The organism is Shewanella sp. GD04112, assembly GCF_029835735.1.
Taxonomy (GTDB): domain Bacteria; phylum Pseudomonadota; class Gammaproteobacteria; order Enterobacterales; family Shewanellaceae; genus Shewanella.
Map to the genome: position 1 here is coordinate 210,388 of NZ_JAOEAL010000002.1, position 23,800 is coordinate 234,187.

Sequence of the window (23,800 nt, forward strand, 5' to 3'; positions counted from 1 at the left end):
ATTTGGTTATAGGTGTGTTTGGGTTCGTCGCGGGCCTAATTGTTTTGCTCAACAAAGGTAACCCATTACCTGCGGCAATTCCTCGTGCAGCACCGCTTAATATCATCCCAAGTACGATCCCATGTGTGGCTAATCAATACCAATATGGATGTGATGATTAGGCTGGTTTTAATCGTAGAACGGGCGCTTACCATGATTATCTTATCAATCCAGCTACAGGGTTGCTTACGCTGAACGGCGCTTTGGATGTGGCAGGTAATCCTTTAGGAGCTGACTTGACTCATTCAGGCATCGATAGCGGTCACGACTTTGATCATGACTTTGGTATGAATCATTTGGGGAGTGATTTTTAATAGAATTATTGTGGACTACTCAAGCGGTTGCAGGCCAATTCTATGCGTTACAGCAAGAGCTGGTTTCGTTGAAGCCGACGCTAATTTTGCTCTGTAGTGAGAAGAAGCTGCCCCACCACGCCCTCGCCTTTGATTTTTACCAAGGCACGGGGTATCTGAGTATCGTGAAGCAATGGTCACAAGTAGAGTTATCGCAGGTTTTTAACCTATTTTTCCTTAGCGCCAAGCATGGGTTAATCCACGCATCGGAGCTGATTGAGCCCTACGAACAGGTAATGACTGATGAACGGGTATCGACGTTAGGCGCTAACAAAGTTCTGGTTAGCAAAGCCCAGCGCCATATCCAATCCATGAACTACGATGCCCTCTATACCTCATGCTACCAAAACGGTATCAAAAGGCCTTTTCTGAGTTAGCTGATCAAGCAACTGGCAGATTTAGCCAAATCGTCCCAGCTACAGGCGGGATATTAAGTCAGCGTGGCCAGTTAAAGAGGCTTCTCGCAAATGAAATTGATTTAGCTAGGCAGCGCTCAAGATTGCTCCAAACGGTTGTGAGGACGTTTACCGATTCTCCCCCAATGCAAGAACTGCATCATGTCGTTAGCGTTGGGGGTTGGGTGCGCCCTTGACTTGCTGGTGCGTGTCAGGATGCCACATTTGCCGAGCTATGCGAGATTGCGTTTATAGAGTGCTCACCCTCCGGCTGCGTCGCTTTCTGGGATACAAACGGCAAGCAATGGAGCAGGTATAGCATTAGCGCGGGGATTAAACGGTTTGGCCTTAGCGGTGAAGCAATGCCCGTTACGGCATGATTGAAGCAAGTTTGTAATATTAAAATCCTGTAGAATTTACTCAAAATTTGCCAGAAATTGAACCTATGCAATGATGATCTTACATTAATAACTGAGAGAAATAAGATGCAAATTAGCCCAAGTATTTACCTTGACCAAGCGACCAGTTTGTTAGCTCCCCTGCCGTTCCTAGAGGACAACGGCGACGCGGATAGCTACTATCAAGAATACAGCTTTTACGTCGATACGCCTAACCCGCTGGTTAAACTGGAACTCGCAGTCATGGTCAATGCCGAGGTGCTGACCGATAGCGACCATGCCCCCATCGTGTTCACCTACGGCATTAACCTTGGCCAAGGTAACGGTATTGAGGATGGTGCCAATTTCTACGTCGAGGACATCGAGGCTATCAAGTCTGGCGACTTCGAACCGATTAACTCGGTTGAATTAGCTCTTCTTCAAGGGGCCATCCCTATGCTGAATAAGATTGTTAGTGCCTTGCAAAGCAATCCACTGGTCTGGAAGGTGGTGAGCCAACAGCTATCAAAAATCGTCTCTGGCATCATCACCCGCCCATCAAGCCCGAATGAACCAGATTTTTTGACAGGGGCACTTGTTGAATGTGATCTCCAAATTCAGGACTTAGATGGCACACAAATAACTATAGTACCTGCGCCGCAAGGAGGATGGACTCATGACAGCCTTGAAGCGCTGGACTGTGATGCATTGGCAGGTGGTCAAGCATGGAATGCGTATCTACTTTACGGTGTATTACCTCAATGGGTAGGCAGCTCAGAAATCTAACTAAACTTGTTTGATTTAGTTAGTGTGTGTCTTTATACTAAAAACATAATTATTAGTGTAGAGACGCCATACTAAAATGAATGACACTACCTCCCCACTCAAATCTGACTCATTAGGCCCAGCTTGGACGTATCACGCCCTCCCCTCTGACGTCAGTTCGCGACCCAAGGGACGCACATTAAGACTGTTAGCGGCAAGTGAAGCTGCAAGCCCACAAGTACGTGATTTACTCTCGCGCATGATCGGTAACACTTACAACCAGATAGAGAAAACCGAGTGGTTTACTTCGCAGTTCTTAAATGGCACTCCGACCCTCACTGTGACATTCCGTCAGTTAATGCGAGAAACCGAACCCACCAAATCCAAGCCGTTACCACAGGAAACCGCGCTGCATTCATTGAATGTCTGTCTTAATTCCATTTTCTCGGATTCAGGTTGGAAGCTGGTACGTCGGCGCATCTCTCAAATCGAGCGGCTTCAAAAAACGACTCGACCTGTGATCAGCAAGACCCAATACGACAAGCTAGTTCTTTTCAAGGATACGATTGGCGCCAAATCCGTGGATGCTGCGATTGATGAATTACTGAGTTTTTACAAGGACGAACACCCCGCTTTTTCAGCAGACAGGGAGGCATTAGGTGAGCTTGTTAACCACGAATAATCACAGCGTTGCACTGTCCTACGGCGAACCTCCGTCAACGCTTAACGATTCGTTAAAAGACAGCTATCAGCGCTCTACTGACGAGCTACAGTCGCTATTGTCAAAGCCTCTGGCTCACTTAACCGATGCAGACAAGCTCCGCATTCGGGAGATTACTCAGGCAAAACTCAAGCACTTTCTTGAGAATGGCCACCGTACCCGCAGGGCTAATACATGGCGAGCACTAATGAGCCGGTGGGCTAAGTTTGAAAGTTGGTGTCTTACAAATAACCTTACCCCGTTGCCTGCGAGCCCCGAGGTAGTGGCCACATTTATTGAGTACCACCAGGCGTCGTCATACACTACCTTATCTCAATATGCTTGGGCGATTAACAGTTTCCATGTGGAGTGTGGTTTGCTGTCCCCTGTGAGCAGTAAGACCGTGCAAGACAAGCAGAATGAAATCAGAATAGTAAAGCTCGAGTCAGGCGGCTTAGCGCAAGAGCAGGCAACGCCTTTTAGACTTCATCACCTGCAGATGCTCATAGAATCGTATGGCGAAAGTGAGAGGTTATTAGACAAGCGCAATTTGGCGTTGCTGAACATCGCCTATGAATCGTTGCTTCGTGAATCCGAGCTGCTTCGGATCAAAGTGGGCCATCTCAAGTCCACCTTTGAAGGCGATTATGTGTTGTCAGTGCCTTACACCAAAACCAATGACTCGGGTGAAGAAGAGGTTGTGAACATTACGCCGCTAGGCTTCAAATTGATTCAGCGGTACATCCAAGGTGCTGGGCTGACTAAGGAAGACTACTTGTTTCAGCCGATTGGCCGGAGCAATAAAGTCTCGGTTCAAGCCAAGCCGATGAACACCCGTACAGTGGACCGAGTATTTCTGTGGGCATTCGAGAGCTTAGCAATCGACCTTCATTCTGCTTGGTCTGGGCATAGTGCCAGGATTGGCGCCGCACAGGACTTACTTGCCGCAGGCTATTCGATAGCCCAAATCCAAGAGAACGGCCGTTGGAAAAGCCCAATGATGGTATTGCGGTACGGCAAAGACATTAAGGCAAAGGAAAGTGCGATGGCCAAGATGTTGGCAGAAAGACGGTAGTCTGATTCTACCTGCATTTCTATATGAACCTGACAATTATTGACTTAATATCAGTAAGTTAAACAATTTAAAACAGGGAAGTGAACTGTGAAGAAAGCGATTATTATCTCACTACTTGCATTGAGCCCAACTTTAAACGCTAAAGAAATTCATCAAAGTAGTTATGGGGAAAGTTGGCCGTTTACTGTCGAAAGCGGAGAACTTGGCTGCTACGAACAGGCCGTGTTTTTTATCGCAAATGATAAAGAATATGCGGTAAACGGTGTTGCCCAAAGCAAGGGTTATGATGCTATTGAGCCAATTTGGAAAGAGGATAGTTCTTTATTGGAATACCAAAAGGCAATAGCTAAAAAGGAAAATAAAACTCTTCGACAAGTTCAGGATGAAATGGGTGTATCCCGCGTTAATATCGGACCGATCCTTCAAGAAGGCTTAAAACTTTGTAAGTAGCTTACCTTATGAATCTAATCCCCTTCGGCCTTCGTAATGATGGCGTGTATATAGATGCAGATGACGCAACGCGGGGTAAGTCCTGTGATTGTACTTGCCCATCATGCGGTATTGCCTTAATCGCACGGCAGGGTGACGTTAATGCGTCCCACTTTGCCCATGACTCCAAAGGTGCGAGTAAGGAAGAGATAGAGGCCTGCAAATACTCGTTTTATGTCTCAGTACGCTACATGCTGAAGCAGCTGCTACAGGGGACAGGCTTGTTAATGTTGCCACCTCTCGAGATTGACCATCACGGCCAAAAGCACGTCATTACCAAAAGTTTTCTAATCACGGTGGAACCCAAGAACATAACGCTTGATATTTATGAGCAGGATATTATGTTTGACTTAATCTTTACAGTCTCAGGTCGCAAGCTATGCCTATACATTAGCCATCCTGGTCGCCCTGCGCCGATATATAACAACCTCTCAAGAGATCAGCACACGGCGGTACTAGGACTTGATTTGATTCCTTTCTCAAAGATATTTAATGAGTTTTACAAACTAAAATCAGCTCAAACACTACTGCGCGAATGGCTTGAAACGTCCATTAAGGGCAAGCCTTGGATTTACAATCCAAGGCGCAATGCGTGGTTTGAGCATCAACAGACTAAAGCTCCAGCTGTTCAGGAACAGCAACAAGTTCTGGAACAAACCAAGACTACCCGTGATCGGATTAAAGAGCAGATTGCCAAAATGGACAGGTTGAACGTAGTCGCTATATATCGCTGCGTTTTTTGTCAGTTGGACTTTGAAGGCAGTGCGTTACTCAACTACTGCCCTAAGTGTAATGACCATCTAAGTGTGAAAAGAAAATCGGAGATTGCGGCTCAAGCTCCACATCCACCTAAAGGCAAGTATCGGTATCGATGACTCTATGATTTATTCAAGTAACGTCAACTTATAGTCAAGCGGTGTAAACCAATGCCTACGGCCCGTGTCTAAATTGCGAACAAAATACCAATCTTCCGACTTTAGGTGTGCTGGTAGGGACTCAATCGTGGAGATTTCACCGTCATCCACCAGCACTTTCTCTGGCTTTGGAAGTACCTCTAATTGGAGCCGTTTCTCGGGAAATTCCACTAAACTGCCATCAACGTCATCGAAGGATGTAGCTGGAGACACCGCTATATATTTTTGGCCGATTTGCATGTTGCTGCCTCATTTTATTTAAGTGTGTAATGCTGGACTTTGACATTCGGGATCACGATTGAATGGTTGAATGTCTCGGGGTTGAAATGGCGGAGGAAGTAATTGATAGTGACTCGGTGTTTACCACCAACCAAGTAATACTTACCTTCCAGCTTTGCGAGTGTAACGCCTACTTTGGGCCAAAATTGGTCTGTAAAAAAATTTGGGCTATCTTCTAAAATCCCCAAATAATGCCCCATAGAAGTATGGTGGCCATTTAACAGGTTTCCCCAGGAAACCGAAGGAATCATCCCTTGTTCGTGTCCAACAATAAGGTCGTATGGCACCGTTTCATAGGTAATGTGGCCCTTATCGATAACCCAGCCTCTTGCCAATGCTAATTCAGTTAGGTTTACTAAAACCGCATCGCTGAGAGGGGCGGGTTGAAGAGCATTAAGCTCTCTGAGATTTATCTTCAATTTTCATTTCCTTGCAGGTATTGCCAGCGATTAAAGTGGTTCAGGAAGGAAAGCACCAATGCTTCCGCGGCTTTTACGTCTGTAAATACCTGACATTTCTATAGGTTTTCCATATTCTACGGGTGTTTGGTTCATCATAAGGCTTAACATCCCAGTATTTCGGAGTCTCAACGTTGAGCTCTGCGGGTATGAGTCAGCCAATTTTATTCGCGATAATCATTGGCTTAGTCCATGCAATTTTTTGGTCAGCATCAACTGTAGAATTTCCAAGTCATTCAGCGCATCAACAACATCACGCTTCGACAGGTTCCCCCACTGTTCCCTAACCCATTTCGACGTAGAGGGGTCGTTCAGGACTCGTTGATTAAACAGCTCGCTCGCGTTAAGGGCTCTGTTTGGCAGGATAAAAGGATTCATAGAGTTACGTCCAATGCAGTACACGGATGGACAATATCACTCGCTATATTAATTGTGAATGTCTTCCGGCATTGCTTTGTTGAGGATATACAAGAAAATCGCAGCCGAAGTGCAGGTGATAACTACGGTTCCAATGCCATAAATAAATAACGAAATTAACGTGCTACCAAGAAACACGTTCTGAATAACCATCGCCGGAAATGTATTGGTATTATCCATTTTAGTAGTGACCAGTAATGTGGCCAGCGCCAGAAATGCAGGGGTGTTAAACTCAACAAGCCCTGTATCACTTAGCCTATACAACCCAGCCGCCATCAAAGCGATAGCGGCACCAGACCGAAGTAGGGGTATTGCGTGATTATGTCGATAAGGGAATATCATCCACAACGCCCAAAAGAAGCCTAAGCCGGATAAGTTGCGTACAACATCATGTAAGGTGAGAGAGGGTAATTGAATCATACCGAGAGTTCCTTTCAGCTATTTGAGCACTATTGAGCATCCAACCAATGAGCGCTATCGATGATAAATAAGTTGGCAGTGTTGTTTGTTAACACCATACATTCAATCAATTGATAATCTGAGTTAAACACCTTCTTAAGTGCAATTAAATTGTCCTCTGAAGTGTAGCGATAGTTAATTGAGGTCCGGCCGGTAAAAGTGTTGGAATTAGCCACTTCGAGTATAACTAACTGAATAATAAAGATTTAATCAACCAGCAACTCAAATGACATTGGTTTAACCTGCTTGGTCAAATCCAGCTCAAAGCTTCCCAATCTGCCCAAGTGCTCGGTATGGTACGGCGAGAATGCGGCCATGAGGTCGCGGGTGATATTGTGGCCCTCCGACTTCAACTGGTTAAACACTTCCGTCATCGCGTTCACGTTGTATAGGATTGTGAAGTTCGCCAGCAAATGATTGTATTTCACGATTTTGCTTTGCTCATGCTTTAGGTTAGCGGGAATTTTTCCGGCATTCGCAAAAAACAACCAACGTGCAAACTCGTTGAACTCCTCACTCTTACAGGTCGCTGCCTGGATCGTTTTGCGTAGATCAACATCGGTGATGTATTCCAAAAGGAACATAGTTCTGACCACTCGCCCGAGTTCGCGGAACGCAAAATACAGCTTGTTTTTCCGGTTCTTGGTGCCGAACCGGCGCAGGATTGTCGAGGCGGTAATTTTTCCTGCTTTAACGGACATAGCTGTTCGCATCATATCCGCATAGTGCTTTTCAATAAGGTCCCACTTGATAGGCTCTTTGAACAAGGACTGAATATGCTTAAGCACCATAGCGCGGTCAGGCTTGTAGAAGCTGAGATCTTTGATATTTCGGATACGCGGCATGAGCTTGATGCCCAGTAGGTACGCCAGGCCAAATACCGGTGTTGATTGCGCCTGCGTATCCCCGTGAACGGTGTCTGGATTAAAATCTGATTCGTCGTTGAGCAGACCGTCCAGGATATAAATCGCCTCGTAGACACCACAGGGGATAAACCGGCTGAACAACGCAATGTAGGTATCTGAGACGTGGTAATAGGCAATGCCGCCATAGCTGCCGTAACGAATATGGTATTCCGATAGTAAATTATCTTCGTAGAGATCCCAGAGCTTGCCATCAGCGGACACACTGTTGCCCGAACCCCAACACTCAATGAGCCGGTATTTCTTGTACTCGCTGTTGATCTTAGCAATCGCTTTATCGAGACGGGCTTCCGTAGTGCGCTTTAAGTTAAGCCATGCAACTTGCTTGCGCGACACACCCTGCACGGATCGCACGGTTTCGGTAGGGCCAATATTGGTGCCGTAACAAAACACCGTCAGAACAAAACGTAACACCGGGTCGCTGATACGTGACTCGAAACCCGACAACGGGCCAAAATGTTTGTTCAAGTTCAACCATTTTTCGACATTAATGATTACATCGAGCAGGTTGATCTTGTCCAAGCGATCGCGCAAGAGCGCTCCAATTTCTTCGACCTCTGGCGAAGGTTGATCCGGTTTTGGTTTACCGATAATCAGGTTCCCGTTTTCTATACGGACCAGTTCATCCTCTGGAAATTGGCTATCAGCTTTCTGGCAGCTCGCCTCCATGGACTCCTTCAGTGTTCTTGCAAATTCAGTATCACCGGCGATAAGTCCTACCTCCTCGCAATAGGTAGGCAGCTGCGCCTCGTATTCTTCCCAGGTGATCATTTGCTCCCGGTAATCATCGAAGGTTTCACTGTAGGGAATGAACAAGTCACCGGTACTCAGTTCTTCGGCGATCCGTTCAAACACACACAGCTCAAAACAGGTTTTATTGACCTCGGTGACTTGCGCTGATTTAGTCGATTTTCCTGTGACCAGTTTCCACCAGCTTTCGCGAATCCAGCGAATGTTGATGACATTTTTGGAGGATGGATCGTTTGGATCACTTTGAATGGACAGGAACTCGGCGCGCCGTTGTTTGTATTTCAAAATAAATTGAAATGCATTCAGCAGATCCTTGTCTTCCGTGGACGAAGCCAGATTGAGTATTTCAATCGTGCGAAACAACGTTGATCGCTGCTTTTTGTAGAGTTGAACCATGAACGGCAAGTAGTTGTTACCCGCGAACGCCATGTAGTGTTCACACATTTGCAGCAACTGATCGCTGTTCTTTCCTAGGACAGGATCAAAAGCTGACACCGATTCGGGTTTATCCAAATAAACCTTGACCGTTCCAGTCAGCACAGAAATCAAATGATCAGTTTGCTTTTGATGGTCTGCAAGGTATTTCTCCAACAGTTTCTGCGCCGAGCGATCCATTTTTAACAGCAGTTTGATAAAAATATCGGCGGCATTATCCAGAGTTCGTGCGTATTGGTGTCGGATTAAAACGATGACCAGAGCGAGTCGCTTGTTCAGCTTTAGCTTCATCAATTCGGCGTAATCCAGGGCCTTGGCCTCGTCGATAAACTGCTGGTGTTTCACCGGTGGCAACCCCAAATCCGCAGGCAGTAGTGTTTGCAGGGAGGTCAGCCATTCCAGGTAGTGGATGTACGCATGGATATTGCGAGGAGTTGGGCGTTTCGGTTCATTTTTCAGCGTGCTCCAGCCAAAACCATTCGGCCCGGTGCTGGAACGGAGAATATCCGTGATGCACTGGCGACTTTCAGCCGTCAAAAATTCACACAGTTGACCGTAATACCGGGTGTTGACTTCCGCTCTGGCTGTTTGGCAGATTCGCTCAAGCACGCTGAACGCTGGCAACTCGTATCGCTCCTTGACCAAGTATTCCAACGTGACATTGATGATATCCGGCAGGGCTTCTTTAGTTGTTGCCGCCTCTTGCGCCCAACTCTTTGTTAATCCGGAGGTCTTGGCTGCATCGTAGGGTTTTATATCGAGATAACGTCGAATCAGTTTTACATGACGATCCTTTGCCCCTGACACGTAATAGGTTTGAAGATCCTTGAATGATGCTCTTGAACGACACTGGCTTTTGATGTGTGCGATGATGACGTTTGGAATTTCACCCAATGTGACAAATCTGCCTAATCGTTGGGTCGTCTTTAACTGGATTAGTAATCCCAGAAAGGAAGTGCTCGCCCGTTTGCAATGTTTCACAGCAAACTGCTGCTCTTCCGGTGTCGGTGTGTAGACATCCCCTAACTCGACATGCGTGATATCTGACTTGATCCGCGGATAGGCTGTCTGGTAAATGGCCGCCATCGATCCGCTACTTTGTTAATGGCAGTTTCAGTTGGGACAGTTTTCGCAGGTGGGCTAGTTGCAGGTTTCTGGTCGCCATTTGGTTTTCTCTTAATTTAGTCACACGTCACTCAGCGCCGGATCAATAACGTCCGTGTCCTTGATTGGTTGCGCCGAAGCGAATGGTATGCCCCCTAAGAGAAGGCATACCAATAGCGTTTTTAGGATGTTGTCTTCGTGTGAGTGGCTTGGAGCCGATGAGCAACCTCATCCCAATTAATATTATTGAAAAAAGCATCAATATATTTACCGGCAGCCGCGCCAAAGTCCATGTGATAAGAATGTTCATACATATCCATGACCAACAACGGAACTGTGCCTACCGGGAAATGTGCGTGATCACCCATCCAATAATTTTCCAGCTTATTGAAATGCGTGTTATACCCCAGAACAACCCACCCGGAACCACCGCCCAAGCCTTGAGCGATTTTGCGGAATTCGGTTTCCCAGCGATCAAAAGTACCAAATTGTTTGGCGAAAGCTGAGCGTAATTCACCATCGGCTTTGCCATTACCGCCCAGGTTATCAAAATATAATTCGTGCAAAATGACCGAGCCTGTGCGAATCAAATGCTCCCGCTTGAGATCATTGTAGAGAAACGCTGGCGTGTCGGGGTTTGCGAGTGCCTGACTCAACTGATCATTCACCGCATTCAATGTTTTTACCGAACCGCTGTAATTGTTAGTCCAATGCGACTCGATCAAATTGGCAGAAAGGCCTTTTAATTTTGCGGCATTGAAGGATAAAGGTTTTGGTTTTATTTCGGTGATCATCCAATTTGCTCCTTTAGGTGCTGCCTGAGACGACGATTCAGCTGCGCTAACATTTGATGCCGATGCAATAAGCAACCCTGCGGCAGCGGTCGCACTGGTAGCCAGGAAATCACGTTTGTTTTGGTTAAAATCATTCATTGGTTTTCCTCCGTTAAGTGTAAGCAATGAGTTCGAGCAGATCGAAAGATGACTTAATTAATCCCCATTAACGACACCGCAAGCCCAACAAGCGCCGACATGCCAATCACCTTCATCACATTCATTTTGTAACGAAATAATGCGATACCCGCTGCAACAGCAATTACCGCTGATATCCATTCAAACCGCCCATCAAAGCCTTCTGGCCACAAAATGTGGTAACAGAAAAACAGGGCGAGATTCAAGATCACACCTACCACCGCCGCCGTGATGGCCGTGAGTGGCGCAGTGAATTTCAAATCATTGTGCGTCGTTTCAATAAAGGGGGCACCCGCAAAAATAAAAATAAACGAGGGCAAGAAGGTAAACCAGGTGACAATGGTGGCGGCTACTGCGCCCGCGAGAAATACCATGTCGGTGCCAAATACGGCTTGTACATATCCCCCAATAAAACCGACAAAGGCCACCACCATAATCAGCGGCCCTGGTGTGGTTTCACCGAGCGCGAGGCCATCGATCATTTGCGTGGGCGTGAGCCAACCATAGTGGCCGACCGCACCCTGATAAACATAGGGCAATACCGCATAGGCACCACCGAAAGTGAGTAGTGCCGCTTTGGTAAAGAACCAGGCCATTTGTGTCAGTGTGTGATCCCAACCGAAATAACTCCAAAGTGCAAACAGCGGAACAGCCCAGAGTAATGCACCGGAGATCAAGATCATGCTGAAACGCGACCAGCGGAACATGGCGTGCGCGGGCGTGGGTGTGTGATCATCGAATAACGCGGTGCCGAAGGATTTATCAGCCTTGCCATGGCCACCGCCGCTGTTGAAGTAGTCAGGTAGAAACCGCCCACCCAAATAACCAATCAGTGCCGCTGCAATCACGATGTAAGGGAATGGGATATTGAGTGCAAAAATGGCCACAAACGCGGCGGCAGCAATCGCCCACATCACATTATTTTTCAACGCGCGTGAACCAATGCGATGGGCGGCATGCACGACGATGGCAGTCACCGCCGGTTTGATACCGTAGAACAAACCGGCTACCCAACTTACGTCGCCGTAAGCGATATATACCCACGAGAGTCCAATCAAAATGAAGAGTGATGGCAACAAAAACAGCACACCCGCCACTATACCGCCCCAGGTACGATGCATTAACCAGCCAATGTAAGTGGCAAGTTGTTGCGCCTCCGGACCAGGCAACACCATGCAGTAATTGAGCGCATGCAAAAACCGTTTTTCGCTGATCCAGCGCCGGCGCTCCACCAGCTCCTGGTGCATGATGGCTATTTGGCCTGCCGGGCCACCAAAGCTGACAAACCCGAGCTTTAACCAGAAACGGAAGGCTTCCCAAAAACTGACCGGCGCAGGCGCTTCAACCGGCTGGTGAGCTATTAATTCGGTGGTGTTACTCATGGTGTGTTTCCTTATTTGTAAAAGCAGCCAGTAAGGCATCGAAGACACCATTAGCCGTGGCGATGAGTTGATCGTCGTCATGAATACTGTTGCGCAATCCCCACAGGATTTGCTCCAGCCCACTGGCTTCACTGGGCTGGATACCCCCTACGTCCAGAAAATGCACCAAGGCCCCCAAGCGCGTTAAGCCGGGGTGATCGAGCCTAAAACTGTCAAGCAGAACCTCAAAAGTGACCTTGCCATTCAGGTGAGTGAAACTGGCTCCGTCAAAATCAAAGCCCAGCGCATCGGCGGGACAATCCTTCGGTGCTTGCAACCACACAAAGCGAGCCTCCGGATCGATAAAACGGCGGATTAGCCAGGCACAGGCAAGGCGATCCACCCAGGGACGTTGACGGGTTGCCCATAACCGCCCGCGATAGAGGCTGATATCCAACCGTGGGATTTCACCGGTGTGCTCATGGGGTTCGTTGGGCGATAACTGGCGATTGAGCTGAAGTTCAAGCTGTTGCAGCGCCTGCTGGGTTTGTGCCTGCGCTTCACCGGGGAAAAAATCCGTTGCGGCGATAGCGGTGAAGTTTTTGCGCAGTTTACGCAGCTGTCTGGTTGCTTCTTGCAGGGAACTACTGGCCAATTCTTTTATTGGGGGCAGCTCGTGTAAAAGATGGGCGTAATCATCCTGACGATCAAACAGGCCGCTGAATTGGCCAGCATCTTCGGTATCGACCAGGAGCACATAGGCTGAGCCTTCACTTGCCTCTACTTCTTGCAGCAAGCCATCGAACAATTGCTGATGTTCTGGTCGATGGGGAAGCAGATAAACGCCGTCACGCAATACTGCTGCACCGGAGGACTTGAGGGTTCGCCATACCCGCATACGCACTGTCGCGTTTTGGGTGGGCAGGGATAAGATCAGTAATACCCATTTCATATATTGTAGATTTAGTTACACAAAGGTAGGAAAGTCTACAATATTTTATCGATGGTGTACAGCGGCCAGAATGATCCATGATCGTGGCGGTAACATTACCAGCTTTGGTATTTGGGTTTGGCCCGATACATTGATTCTGCCCCGAATGTTGACCGAATCATTCAGCATCCATCAGGGTTGCCATCTTCTCCATTAAGATAATTGACGCATTATTGCTGAGCTGCTGGCCTTCCTCGATATACTCCCAGACGGTGGCATCGCTCTTCCAGCCGCCTTGTTTCTTGATCAACTCAAAATCCACTCGCTCACGCGCTGCCGATGTGGATAACCCTCTACGGAAACTGTGGCTACTGAGTTCAGGCACAAAATCAAACTCACAGGCTTGCCCCAGCGTTTTGAGCAAAGCATTGACCGCACCTGGAGCCAGCGCTTTTTCCTGAATGTGATCCCAGCGGTTGGTGGGACGAAACACCGGACCGCTGGTGATGCCCGCTGCATCTAACCAAGTTTTCACGGCGGTAGCCGGACAACAAGCGGCCTTTCCGTAAGGTAAAGCTCGCATTAAACCCATGCCTTGCTGGTCGGTCTTGGAGCGCGGCAACCGGATGAGCAGCCCCTCCGGCTCCCAAACCAGATCATTGACCTGAAGAGCAACCAGCTCACTGCGACGCAAGGCGCCGAAGAACCCGGTGAGTACCAAGGCAATATCCCGGTATTTCTTTTTGTTGTCCGGTAAGTGCCGCAAGTAATTTACTAGTTGGGCGATGTGCTCCAAGCGCAACGCCTTGGCCTTGCGCTTGGGCTGTCCATGGGTGCGGCGAATGCCCTCCATGGTTTTACATACCAGCGGATCACGAACCGGGTCAGTCAACCCTTGGTAGTGGTGCCATTGGCTAACGGCCGTGAGGTGAAGGGCGAGAGTCCGGCTATTCAGCACATCGGCCTTGGCCACCAGGTAACGCACCAGGGTATCCCGATCCGTGGGCAACCGCCCGCCCCATTTTTCGAACTGCCGAATCGCTGAACGGTAGGCTGTTCGCGTGTTATTGGAGGTCGCCGCTTGCAGATAGTGGCGCAGTGAGTCGGATTCTGCCAGCGACGGCAAAACTGATTGCTCACTACGTAATGGCGAATCCGATGTGAGTTTGGGTGTGTAGTTATCCATGGTTATCCCTTTTCTGTGGGTCGCTGGAAGGCACCAATGTACTGGTGTTACAAACATCAATTTTTCATTTCTCACTCATAACCCACGATAACATTCATTATCGAAGGTTACTATTTAATTTTTATTGGCTGCATAAAAGTCAATATATTATGTTATATTACGTGCTATGTAATACGTTACTAAATAATCACCGAGGGAAACTGTCATGGCTCGCGCCGGAATCACTTACTACGATGTCTCGAAAGCCGCAGAGGCTATCAAAATCCAGAACCAGGAGCCTACCGTAGATCGTGTCCGCGAGCATTTGGGAACCGGCAGCAAAAGCACCATTGCACCACTACTCAAGCGCTGGCGGTCAGATAATGGGGAGGTGGTCGATGTGAGCGGGTTGCCGAATGATCTCGTCGAGGTAGTAAAAGCCTTACATGAACGGGTTCAGCAGATGGCCGACCAGCGCATCGCGCAATCCCGCGACGAATTCAAGGCATCGAATGATCAACTCCGGAAAGAATTGACTGAGGCCCGTAACAGCATCGCGCAGCTTACCGACCGCCAACAGGATCTGAACGCCCAGCTATCGCAAATTACCGAAGCAAAAGCCCTGCAAAGCAAGTCCCTGGAAGATGTACGCATTAAGCTAGCAACGGCAGAGGCTCAACGCGACGAAGCCCTTTCACGAACTGCTGAATTAAAGGAAAGCGTTGCAGAACTCAAGCAGGAAAATAAGGATATTCGTGATCACTTTGAACACTACCAGCAACGCACCGCCGAAGATCGGCAGCAGGAACGCGAGCAATTCCACGTGGTTAACCAGGGCCTGAAAGACCTGATTCAAGACCTGCAACACCGGCTCATCCAAGCCGAGTCAAGCGCGTCCGAACTGATAGACACTAATGCGCACTTACAACGACAAACGCATGAGCTCGAACAGGCCAATGCGATGAACAAAAGCACCTTGGATAGACAAGTGGTCGATATCGAGAACTTGGAGCATCGACTTAACGACGCCTCGGCAAAAAGCCGGGAGCAGCAACATAAAAGTGAACAACTGGCGGATAATATTGCCGCACTTACCAGCCAGAAAGCAGATGCCGATAAGCAAGTGGCCGTACTATCCCAAGCATTGGAGGCCACTAAAACGGATCTGATAGTCTCTCAGAATAGAGTGGAAGCTCTGTCCGATGAGAACAGGTTGATTCTTCAGGAAAAAGCGGTGATTCAGGGACAGTTTAAGCAGCTTCAGGATTCGCTATCTCGGTAAGGATTTTATCCAGCCTTTGTCAGAAAAGCTAAATGAATCAATGTCTTATTTGCAAAGTGGCTAATTCCAACGCTTTTACCGGCCGGACCTCTAATTATCATCGGAGCAATTTGTTGGCCGTCTTCATTAAAGCAATTTTCAATCTCTAAGCGATTAAAGCGGATCTCACAGACATTGTGGTCCACTGTTACTGGTTGCTCGCTGGTTCGGAATTGAATCGGCGTTTCGATAACCTCAATCGTAGTAACTAACCATTCAGCCAACGCCATCATCCTATCGTATTTCACGCTGGAGCTATTGATTACTGATAGCATTTGATTGATGCAGGCCTCCATATCCTGCCCTTTGCGACCAAGCTGGATAACACGCTTAATATGACTCTTGATTTCACGGTATGACTTGTCATCCACAAAAGGCTTTAACCTTTTTATCAGGATCTCATTGCGGCGTTGCATTGGCACAAATCGGTCTGACTCAGCACAAGTCATATACAAGTGCATCTGCGATGTGTGAAAGACGGATTTAAGCTGCTCTTCGTAACTGTTCATTCATAAGCCTTCAAATTACATTGCTTTACGCACTGTATTACGTCATGGGAATTACGCAAAAATTGACCTAATTACTCTCCGTTTGCGGTCTTTAATTCCTTGCTTCATAGCTGGAGCCATTAAAGGAGCCCAGTGGCGTAGCTGCTTGCTTATCGGCACGAGTACCGCGCTTAACTGAAGCGTCAAACGTAGTGAGTGGCTTGATCTCTAACGGCTCACTTTGCAATACAATAAGCGGCATCGTAGCGGTAACCGTTTTCACCTTCCCGTTAATCATGAGATTGGCCACGGGCTGCGGCTGAATATCCCGACGCGCCCGAATCATCGCTTCGGGGGTGTTCAAGATGTTCTGCTTTAACAGCAATAGCTGACTTGGGCATTCATCGCCAAGGCGCTTAATATCCGCGTTCAGTTGCTGTAGCAATTTGTCTTTATCGACCTTCGACACCACATCCTTGCATAACCAGCTGAGCCGCGCCGAGGTCATGGGTTCGTCAAAGCATCGGATTTGGCGATAGAGATGTAACGCCATGACACCAGGGCAAACCTCTCGTAGTTTCTCAAATCTGTCTGCACGGGCGCTGTACTTGGTGGTGATTTCCTTCTCGATGGCCGCTTTAGCCAAGTTAATCCGGGCAATGACATCCATAACTTTGTGAGTGACTAACGGCGATGTGGAGTACCAAAGCACCCCAGGCGTTCTACGAGCTGAGCGCTGCGAGTAATCAGGATGAATGTGTAAATCACCGTAAGCGAGTTTGGCTTTCGTTACTGCTGCAAGACCCAGTGTTTCGCGTACCGAAATCACCGTCACCGGCTCGCGCACTTTCTCAGCCGATTTTATGACGGGCGGTACAGGTGTCACGCTGGCACGGATAGGGGTATTCGAATCAAGCAGGTGATTGAGCTCCCGCAATGAGGATTGGATCACTTCATAGCTATCCGATATGATACACAAAGCTATCACCTTAAAGTATTTTTGTTGTTGTCTTACTGTAACCTTATTTAGACCATCATGCAATGATGTGGGCTAACAAAGATAGGTGTACACCCCTACCTCTTGAGTATCTGGATAGATAATTAATAGTGCTCAATAAAGTGGCGATGGCCATATTTGAGAAAGTGGAAGAGAAATTTAGATAATCTTAGTGACGACAAGATTATGGCAGATTTTGCAAATAATCGACTTTAGCCATTGAATTGAGATTAGAATACCCTAGCCGCCCTGATGACCTGATGACCTGATGACCTGACCGGTTGATATAACTTACGTTCTTCCCCATACTTATTTGAGCTACATTTATTCGACATTTAACAGGGTCAATTAAGTATGACTTCCAATGCCTTTTTAACACTCGGAAAAGCCACAGACGGAGAGTTAATCGCTATCGATGTGGTAAATAGTGGTAAAACCGACCTCTCCTGCCCCTTTTGTGCCGTGCCGTTGATCGCCGCAAAGGGGCTAGTCAATATTCATCACTTTCGACATGACGGCGAAACCTGCCATGAGTCACTGCAACAGCTGCCACAAATACCAGGCTGGGATCACTTTCGCCTTTGCGCGCCTGATTTCCTTGTTAATGTCTTACAGAATTACGCCGAAGCCCATCCTGGGGAAGTATTTTGGTATGAACCTAAGCATGTTCGTGATCTGTTAAAGCACAATCTTATTGAGACCGACAGTTACACGGGTAAATATCGACTGACCGATGCCGCGTTAATCATCACCGGCCAACTATCGCTGAGTAAATTCAGCAACTGGTTTCGCCGCCAACTCACAGCCCGGATACATAGAAAATCGCAGTTAGTGGCTAACAACGAACTACATCGAGCACACTTTGAGATTGAGGCTTGGCGCCAACAGCAGCTGATGATGGCTACCACCTATTTATTTGAGTTAACCCTAGACAGTGGTGAAGTCATTTATAAGGTGGGCCGGACACGTCGTGAAGTGAACGTAAGGTTAGCTGAAGTCATGTCAGAGATGAAAGCCCACTTTAACCAGGACATCTCCACCAAAGTATTGCGGTTAATCCCTTACGGCGGTTATCTGGAGCAGTATGTATTGTATCGATACCGGCTATCAAAGAGAGAGATAGGAAAACATCAAGAATATCTGAGCCTCGATGCGTCAGCATTGAAGCAGCTTAAGGCCGCATTCACACGCGTAGCCAATGACTTAGCCCCCTTCGATAAGGACGAGCGCTTTATTGCCACAGGGCGTTGGCGTTACGAACCCAAGCGATTAGATGCTGTGCGTAAAGGGATTCGCCAGACGATTCAAAGCGGCAGCAGTTTTGGGCGCCCCAAGGGAACCATCAAAGTCGGTGGCGAGGAATGGCGCAAGCAGTATCAATATGTGATTGATCTGTTGGAGGCAGGCAATCTCACTCAAGAGAAAATCGCCAGATTAACACTCAATAGCACCTCGACGGTGAAGCGAGTTAAAAAAGTTATATCCAAGGAAACGCCAGAATAAGCGCGTCAGAGTTTAACGGAATTATCAGGTGTACTCCGTGCTCTTGCTTATTCCTTCCCCCTAGTTAGCATGATGGTCTAAATTGAATTATTTTGGCATCGGTTATATTGGGAATTATCATTTGGTGTTAATGTCTTCCCCATAATTACATTTGGAAATCTTTTGCTCGGGACGAAACAATGTTACGTGAGATGTTCAACTTCAATAGTGCTAGTGACACAGTGAAAACCTATGTATTGCGCTTACGCCGTGCCAAGCAAATGGAAACATTAGAACTGATGGTTGAGCGCCTTGAAGCCGATGCGAAAAACGCCGTTGAACGCGCCGACATCGCCACGGCTTACTGTATTCGAGAGTTGGAAATTGCTAATAGCGTTGGATAGCGTTAATGGTTGAAGGTTGGTTAGTTGTACTCAGCTTAGGGGTAACTCTGACACTGTTGTCACTGATGCGGGACAGGTTCTTTTCCTTACTTGGTCGAGGATGGCTATTTCGCGTCTATGCGGCTCCTGGTGTATTTATCCATGAACTCAGTCATGCGCTGACCGCCATTTTGGTCGGATTTAACATCACCCACATCTCATTCTTTTCCCCCCAGCCGGACGGCACCCTCGGTTTTGTGCAGTACAAGTATCGACCTTCTATTATCAGCCCTTTACTGCGCCTCTTCGTTGGTATTGCGCCGCTATTCGGTGGTTTATTCGTTGTGTGCTTACTGAATTGGCTGTGTCAGGCGCCTACACTCACTGATTGGTCAGCGCTTTACGATTACGCTGCTGTTGAACCGGTGCGGTTTGGAATTTGGCTGTATCTAACATCCTCCGTGGTGGCGAATGCAGTTCCCAGCAAAGTCGATTTGAACAACAGCTACATTGCGCTGTATTGCATCTGCTTTATGATCGGGGCGCTGCCTTTCAGCTACGCCCCGCTTTTGGACTTGCTTACCCCGATAATGGCGATGTGCTTGTTTGTGGTCTTGCTGTTTGCGGCGGCATTGTCATTGGGCTACCTCTCGCGACAACTATCCTACGGTTAAGCCGCTTTCCAGCTCCATCCCTTAACATTTTCCTGCAACTAGCGGTAAAGAATCCTCTTTGGTTTACCAGTTTGCTGCAACAACAAGCGGATATTCTGCAAATACTTACCAACAAGAATGCGGCATATTTACCACTCAATTGAAATGGTTTACCACTAAGCGAGTATGAATCATTATTACTCAGTAACGAACGAATACTCAGAGTGAGACTTAATTACACTCCAACTCATGCGGCTTTGAGTACAGCACTGATCACTTCTTTAGCCATCACCGGTGGTACTGCATTGCCAATCATCAATTTGTCGCTCCCGCTGTGTCTTAGGTATCATGATGATTTTCTCCTGTATTCATTAAGAAAATCATCCCATAAAGTCACAATGAGGCAAATTTTGGTCATTCTGAGGTAGGTTTTGCTAAATGCTAATGTTGTAGGAGGGGTCGTCTCAGAAAACGGAAAATAAAGCACGCTAAGGCGTAACTACCCTCGGCTACACCGCGTCGGCACCACGCGGCTCTTTCTCCCCTTGCAGCGAAGCAATCAGCGGGCAAGAAACGTTCCCTTGCCGCGCATGGCAGGCGAACACAAGTTCGGATAGCACGGTTTCCATGCGCGCCAGGTCGGTCATTTTTTCGCGCACGTCCTGAAGCTTGTGCTCGGCCAGGCTGCTGGCTTCCTCGCAGTGGGTGCCGTCATCCAGCCTCAGCAGCTCTGCGATCTCGTCGAGGCTGAATCCGAGCCGCTGGGCTGATTTCACGAAGCGCACCCGCGTCACATCCGCCTCGCCATAGCGGCGGATGCTGCCATAGGGCTTGTCCGGCTCCGGCAACAAGCCCTTGCGCTGATAGAACCGGATTGTTTCCACGTTGACCCCGGCCGCCTTGGCGAAAACGCCAATAGTCAGATTCTCCAAATTTTTTTCCATATCGCTTGACTCCGTACATTGGTACGGAAGTAAGCTTAAGCTATCCAATCCAGATTTGAAAGGACAAGCGTATGTCTGAACCTCAAAACGGGCGCGGGGCGCTCTTCACTGGCGGGCTAGCCGCCATCCTCGCCTCGGCTTGCTGCCTGGGGCCGCTGGTTCTGATCGCCCTGGGGTTCAGCGGCGCTTGGATCGGCAACTTGACGGTGTTGGAACCTTATCGCCCGATCTTCATCGGCGCGGCGTTGGTGGCGCTGTTTTTCGCCTGGCGGCGCATCTACCGACCGGCGCAAGCCTGCAAACCAGGGGATGTGTGTGCGATTCCCCAAGTGCGCGCTACTTACAAGCTCATTTTCTGGGTCGTGGCCGCGCTGGTTCTGGTCGCGCTCGGATTTCCCTACGTCATGCCATTTTTCTATTAATCACAGGAGTTCATCATGAAAAAACTGTTTGCCTCTCTCGCCATCGCTGCCGTTGTTGCCCCCGTGTGGGCCGCCACCCAGACCGTCACGCTGTCCGTACCGGGCATGACCTGCTCCGCTTGTCCGATCACCGTTAAGAAGGCGATTTCCAAGGTCGAAGGCGTCAGCAAAGTTAACGTGACCTTCGAGACACGCGAAGCGGTTGTCACCTTCGATGATGCCAAGACCAGCGTGCAGAAGCTGACCAAGGCCACCGAAGACGCGGGCTATCCGTCCAGCGTCAAGAAGTGAGGCACTGAAAACGGCAGCGCAGCACATCTGACGCCCTTGTCTGCTACCACAAACGAAAAAGGATCTGTCGCATGACCCATCTAAAAATCACCGGCATGACCTGCGACTCGTGCGCGGCGCACGTCAAGGAAGCGCTGGAAAAAGTACCCGGCGTCCAATCTGCCATAGTGTCCTATGCCAAGGGCGCGGCCCAGCTCGCCCTTGATCCAGGCACAGCGCCGGACGCACTGACCGCCGCCGTGGCTGGCCTGGGCTACAAAGCGATGCTCGCCGATGCCCCGCCGACCGACAACCGCACTGGGCTGTTCGACAAGGTGCGCGGCTGGATGGGTGCCGCCGACAAGGGCAGCGGCGGCGAGCGCCCGTTGCAAGTCGCCGTGATCGGCAGCGGTGGAGCCGCGATGGCGGCAGCACTGAAGGCCGTCGAGCAAGGCGCGCAGGTCACGCTGATTGAGCGCGGCACCATCGGCGGCACCTGCGTCAACGTCGGTTGTGTGCCGTCCAAGATCATGATCCGCGCCGCCCACATCGCCCATCTGCGCCGGGAAAGCCCATTCGACGGCGGCATGCCACCCACACCGCCGACGATCTTGCGCGAGCGGCTGCTGGCCCAGCAGCAGGCCCGTGTCGAAGAACTCCGTCATGCCAAGTACGAAGGCATCCTGGACGGCAATTCAGCCATCACCGTTCTGCACGGTGAAGCGCGTTTCAAGGACGACCAGAGCCTTATCGTTAGTTTGAACGAGGGTGGTGAGCGCGTCGTGATGTTCGACCGCTGCCTGGTCGCCACGGGTGCCAGTCCGGCCATGCCGCCGATTCCGGGCCTGAAAGAGTCACCCTACTGGACTTCGACCGAGGCCTTGGTCAGCGACACCATTCCCGAACGCCTAGCCGTGATCGGCTCGTCGGTGGTCGCGCTGGAACTGGCGCAAGCCTTCGCCCGGCTGGGCAGCCAGGTCACGATCCTAGCTCGCAACACGCTGTTCTTCCGCGACGACCCGTCCATCGGCGAGGCCGTCACAGCGGCCTTCCGTGCCGAAGGGATCAAGGTACTGGAACACACGCAAGCCAGCCAGGTCGCGCATGTGAACGGCGAATTCGTGCTGACCACGGGACACGGTGAAGTACGTGCCGACAAGCTGCTGGTCGCTACCGGACGGACACCGAACACGCGCAGCCTGGCACTCGACGCGGCGGGAGTCACCGTCAATGCGCAGGGTGCCATCGTCATCGACAAGGGCATGCGCACCAGCACGCCACACATTTACGCGGCCGGCGACTGCACGGACCAGCCACAATTCGTCTATGTGGCGGCAGCGGCCGGCACCCGTGCCGCGATCAACATGACCGGAGGGGATGCTGCCATCAATCTAACCGCGATGCCGGCCGTGGTGTTCACCGATCCGCAAGTAGCAACCGTGGGCTACAGCGAAGCGGAAGCGCATCACGACGGGATCGAAACCGACAGTCGCACGCTCACGCTCGACAACGTGCCGCGTGCGCTTGCCAACTTCGACACACGCGGCTTTATCAAGCTGGTCATCGAGGAAGGTAGCGGACGGCTCATCGGCGTGCAGGTCGTCGCCCCGGAAGCCGGCGAATTGATCCAGACGGCTGTTCTCGCCATTCGCAACCGCATGACGGTGCAGGAACTGGCCGACCAGTTGTTCCCCTACCTGACGATGGTCGAGGGGCTGAAGCTCGCGGCGCAGACCTTCACCAAGGATGTCAAACAATTGTCCTGCTGCGCAGGATGAAAGGAGATGGAACCATGAAGCTCGCCCCATATATTTTAGAACGTCTCACTTCGGTCAATCGTACCAATGGTACTGCGGATCTCTTGGTCCCGCTACTGCGGGAACTCGCCAAGGGGCGTCCGGTTTCACGAACGACACTTGCCGGGATTCTCGACTGGCCCGCTGAGCGAGTGGCCGCCGTACTCGAACAGGCCACCAGTACCGAATATGACAAAGATGGGAACATCATCGGCTACGGCCTCACCTTGCGCGAGACTTCGTATGTCTTTGAAATTGACGACCGCCGTCTGTATGCCTGGTGCGCGCTGGACACCTTGATATTTCCGGCGCTGATCGGCCGTACAGCTCGCGTCTCATCGCATTGCGCTGCAACCGGAGCACCCGTTTCACTCACGGTTTCACCCAGCGAGATACAGGCTGTCGAACCTGCCGGCATGGCGGTGTCCTTGGTATTGCCGCAGGAAGCAGCCGACGTTCGTCAGTCCTTCTGTTGCCATGTACATTTCTTTGCATCTGTCCCGACGGCGGAAGACTGGGCCTCCAAGCATCAAGGATTGGAAGGATTGGCGATCGTCAGTGTCCACGAGGCTTTCGGCTTGGGCCAGGAGTTTAATCGACATCTGTTGCAGACCATGTCATCTAGGACACCGTGATCGGATATCGACCCAATGTTCTACGGCACCGGCATCGGATTCGCAGCGC

The 23,800-nt window shown here is 49.6% G+C and carries 25 protein-coding genes; 14 read left to right on the top strand and 11 right to left on the bottom strand.

The genetic code is table 11. The annotated features are described in order from the left end of the window. Positions 1 to 361 precede the first annotated feature (361 nt). From N7386_RS22490 to N7386_RS22515, 6 genes are all read left to right on the top strand, one after another. Positions 362 to 769, top strand: coding sequence for a DUF6884 domain-containing protein (locus tag N7386_RS22490; RefSeq protein ID WP_259560945.1), 408 nt, complete (start codon positions 362 to 364; stop codon positions 767 to 769). 503 nt (positions 770 to 1,272) lie between these two features. After that, entirely contained in the window at positions 1,273 to 1,950 is a 678-nt protein-coding gene (locus tag N7386_RS22495; protein WP_259560947.1) for a hypothetical protein, read from the top strand. A 76-nt stretch (positions 1,951 to 2,026) separates the two neighbouring features. Further along, a complete protein-coding gene (locus N7386_RS22500; RefSeq protein WP_259484411.1) occupies positions 2,027 to 2,611 on the top strand; it encodes a hypothetical protein in 585 nt (194 codons plus the stop codon). Further along, entirely contained in the window at positions 2,589 to 3,704 is a 1,116-nt protein-coding gene (locus N7386_RS22505) for a tyrosine-type recombinase/integrase (RefSeq protein ID WP_279771329.1), read from the top strand. Before N7386_RS22500 ends, N7386_RS22505 begins: the two co-directional genes overlap by 23 nt. A gap of 87 nt (positions 3,705 to 3,791) precedes the next feature. Further along, complete coding sequence (locus N7386_RS22510; RefSeq protein WP_011918395.1) at positions 3,792 to 4,154, top strand: DUF2511 domain-containing protein; 363 nt, start codon at positions 3,792 to 3,794, stop codon at positions 4,152 to 4,154. 8 nt (positions 4,155 to 4,162) lie between these two features. Then, positions 4,163 to 5,068 (top strand): hypothetical protein, encoded by a 906-nt coding sequence (locus N7386_RS22515; protein WP_263170080.1) that lies wholly within the window; start codon positions 4,163 to 4,165, stop codon positions 5,066 to 5,068. A 9-nt stretch (positions 5,069 to 5,077) separates the two neighbouring features. Here the strand turns inward: N7386_RS22515 and N7386_RS22520 are convergent, their stop codons facing one another. From N7386_RS22520 to N7386_RS22555, 8 genes are all read right to left on the bottom strand, one after another. Further along, the gene (locus tag N7386_RS22520) at positions 5,078 to 5,320 is read right to left on the bottom strand and encodes a hypothetical protein (protein WP_279771333.1); all 243 of its coding nucleotides are present in this window, start codon (positions 5,318 to 5,320) and stop codon (positions 5,078 to 5,080) included. Between the two features lie 41 nt (positions 5,321 to 5,361). Next, positions 5,362 to 5,805, bottom strand: coding sequence for a hypothetical protein (locus tag N7386_RS22525; protein WP_263170084.1), 444 nt, complete (start codon positions 5,803 to 5,805; stop codon positions 5,362 to 5,364). A 465-nt stretch (positions 5,806 to 6,270) separates the two neighbouring features. Further along, the gene (locus N7386_RS22530) at positions 6,271 to 6,681 is read right to left on the bottom strand and encodes a hypothetical protein (RefSeq protein WP_263149226.1); all 411 of its coding nucleotides are present in this window, start codon (positions 6,679 to 6,681) and stop codon (positions 6,271 to 6,273) included. 245 nt (positions 6,682 to 6,926) lie between these two features. Then, the gene (locus N7386_RS22535; RefSeq protein WP_011711676.1) at positions 6,927 to 9,914 is read right to left on the bottom strand and encodes a Tn3 family transposase; all 2,988 of its coding nucleotides are present in this window, start codon (positions 9,912 to 9,914) and stop codon (positions 6,927 to 6,929) included. 200 nt (positions 9,915 to 10,114) lie between these two features. Beyond that, entirely contained in the window at positions 10,115 to 10,864 is a 750-nt protein-coding gene (locus N7386_RS22540; protein WP_007645336.1) for a Fe-Mn family superoxide dismutase, read from the bottom strand. Between the two features lie 53 nt (positions 10,865 to 10,917). After that, on the bottom strand, positions 10,918 to 12,285 hold the full coding sequence (gene chrA, locus N7386_RS22545; protein WP_007645338.1) for a chromate efflux transporter: 1,368 nt from the start codon (positions 12,283 to 12,285) through the stop codon (positions 10,918 to 10,920). Continuing rightward, positions 12,278 to 13,216: a chromate resistance protein ChrB domain-containing protein gene (locus N7386_RS22550; RefSeq protein ID WP_011711678.1), complete on the bottom strand. Its 939-nt coding sequence runs from the start codon at positions 13,214 to 13,216 to the stop codon at positions 12,278 to 12,280. Before N7386_RS22550 ends, chrA begins: the two co-directional genes overlap by 8 nt. A gap of 157 nt (positions 13,217 to 13,373) precedes the next feature. Beyond that, positions 13,374 to 14,381, bottom strand: coding sequence for a tyrosine-type recombinase/integrase (locus N7386_RS22555; protein ID WP_011711679.1), 1,008 nt, complete (start codon positions 14,379 to 14,381; stop codon positions 13,374 to 13,376). 205 nt (positions 14,382 to 14,586) lie between these two features. On the opposite strand from N7386_RS22555, the gene N7386_RS22560 reads away from it, so the two are divergent. Next, positions 14,587 to 15,642, top strand: a complete 1,056-nt coding sequence (locus N7386_RS22560) for a DNA-binding protein (RefSeq protein ID WP_011711680.1) — start codon at positions 14,587 to 14,589, stop codon at positions 15,640 to 15,642. Between the two features lie 5 nt (positions 15,643 to 15,647). Here the strand turns inward: N7386_RS22560 and N7386_RS22565 are convergent, their stop codons facing one another. Both N7386_RS22565 and N7386_RS22570 read right to left on the bottom strand, forming a co-directional pair. Beyond that, positions 15,648 to 16,190, bottom strand: a complete 543-nt coding sequence (locus N7386_RS22565; protein WP_279771346.1) for a DUF2913 family protein — start codon at positions 16,188 to 16,190, stop codon at positions 15,648 to 15,650. Positions 16,191 to 16,281: 91 nt separating this feature from the next. Continuing rightward, positions 16,282 to 17,157, bottom strand: a complete 876-nt coding sequence (locus tag N7386_RS22570) for a DNA replication terminus site-binding protein (protein ID WP_263149230.1) — start codon at positions 17,155 to 17,157, stop codon at positions 16,282 to 16,284. Positions 17,158 to 17,520: 363 nt separating this feature from the next. Here N7386_RS22570 and N7386_RS22575 point away from each other — a divergent pair, with 363 nt between their 5' ends. From N7386_RS22575 to N7386_RS22585, 3 genes are all read left to right on the top strand, one after another. Beyond that, the gene (locus N7386_RS22575) at positions 17,521 to 18,669 is read left to right on the top strand and encodes a GIY-YIG nuclease family protein (protein WP_279771347.1); all 1,149 of its coding nucleotides are present in this window, start codon (positions 17,521 to 17,523) and stop codon (positions 18,667 to 18,669) included. Positions 18,670 to 18,848: 179 nt separating this feature from the next. Beyond that, entirely contained in the window at positions 18,849 to 19,052 is a 204-nt protein-coding gene (locus N7386_RS22580) for a hypothetical protein (protein WP_208660719.1), read from the top strand. Positions 19,053 to 19,057: 5 nt separating this feature from the next. After that, positions 19,058 to 19,705 (top strand): M50 family metallopeptidase, encoded by a 648-nt coding sequence (locus N7386_RS22585; RefSeq protein ID WP_208660721.1) that lies wholly within the window; start codon positions 19,058 to 19,060, stop codon positions 19,703 to 19,705. A 488-nt stretch (positions 19,706 to 20,193) separates the two neighbouring features. Here N7386_RS22585 and N7386_RS22590 read toward each other — a convergent pair whose 3' ends face one another. Beyond that, positions 20,194 to 20,628 (bottom strand): mercury resistance transcriptional regulator MerR, encoded by a 435-nt coding sequence (locus N7386_RS22590; RefSeq protein WP_000414383.1) that lies wholly within the window; start codon positions 20,626 to 20,628, stop codon positions 20,194 to 20,196. Positions 20,629 to 20,699: 71 nt separating this feature from the next. Between N7386_RS22590 and N7386_RS22595 the strand changes: the two genes are divergently transcribed. From N7386_RS22595 to merB, 4 genes are all read left to right on the top strand, one after another. Beyond that, positions 20,700 to 21,050, top strand: coding sequence for a mercuric transport protein MerT (locus tag N7386_RS22595; protein WP_001294666.1), 351 nt, complete (start codon positions 20,700 to 20,702; stop codon positions 21,048 to 21,050). Positions 21,051 to 21,065: 15 nt separating this feature from the next. Next, positions 21,066 to 21,341, top strand: a complete 276-nt coding sequence (gene merP / locus N7386_RS22600; RefSeq protein WP_000732290.1) for a mercury resistance system periplasmic binding protein MerP — start codon at positions 21,066 to 21,068, stop codon at positions 21,339 to 21,341. Positions 21,342 to 21,412: 71 nt separating this feature from the next. Next, complete coding sequence (merA, locus tag N7386_RS22605) at positions 21,413 to 23,098, top strand: mercury(II) reductase (RefSeq protein ID WP_000149288.1); 1,686 nt, start codon at positions 21,413 to 21,415, stop codon at positions 23,096 to 23,098. A 14-nt stretch (positions 23,099 to 23,112) separates the two neighbouring features. Further along, a complete protein-coding gene (gene merB / locus N7386_RS22610; protein WP_000761850.1) occupies positions 23,113 to 23,751 on the top strand; it encodes an organomercurial lyase MerB in 639 nt (212 codons plus the stop codon). Positions 23,752 to 23,800 lie beyond the last annotated feature (49 nt).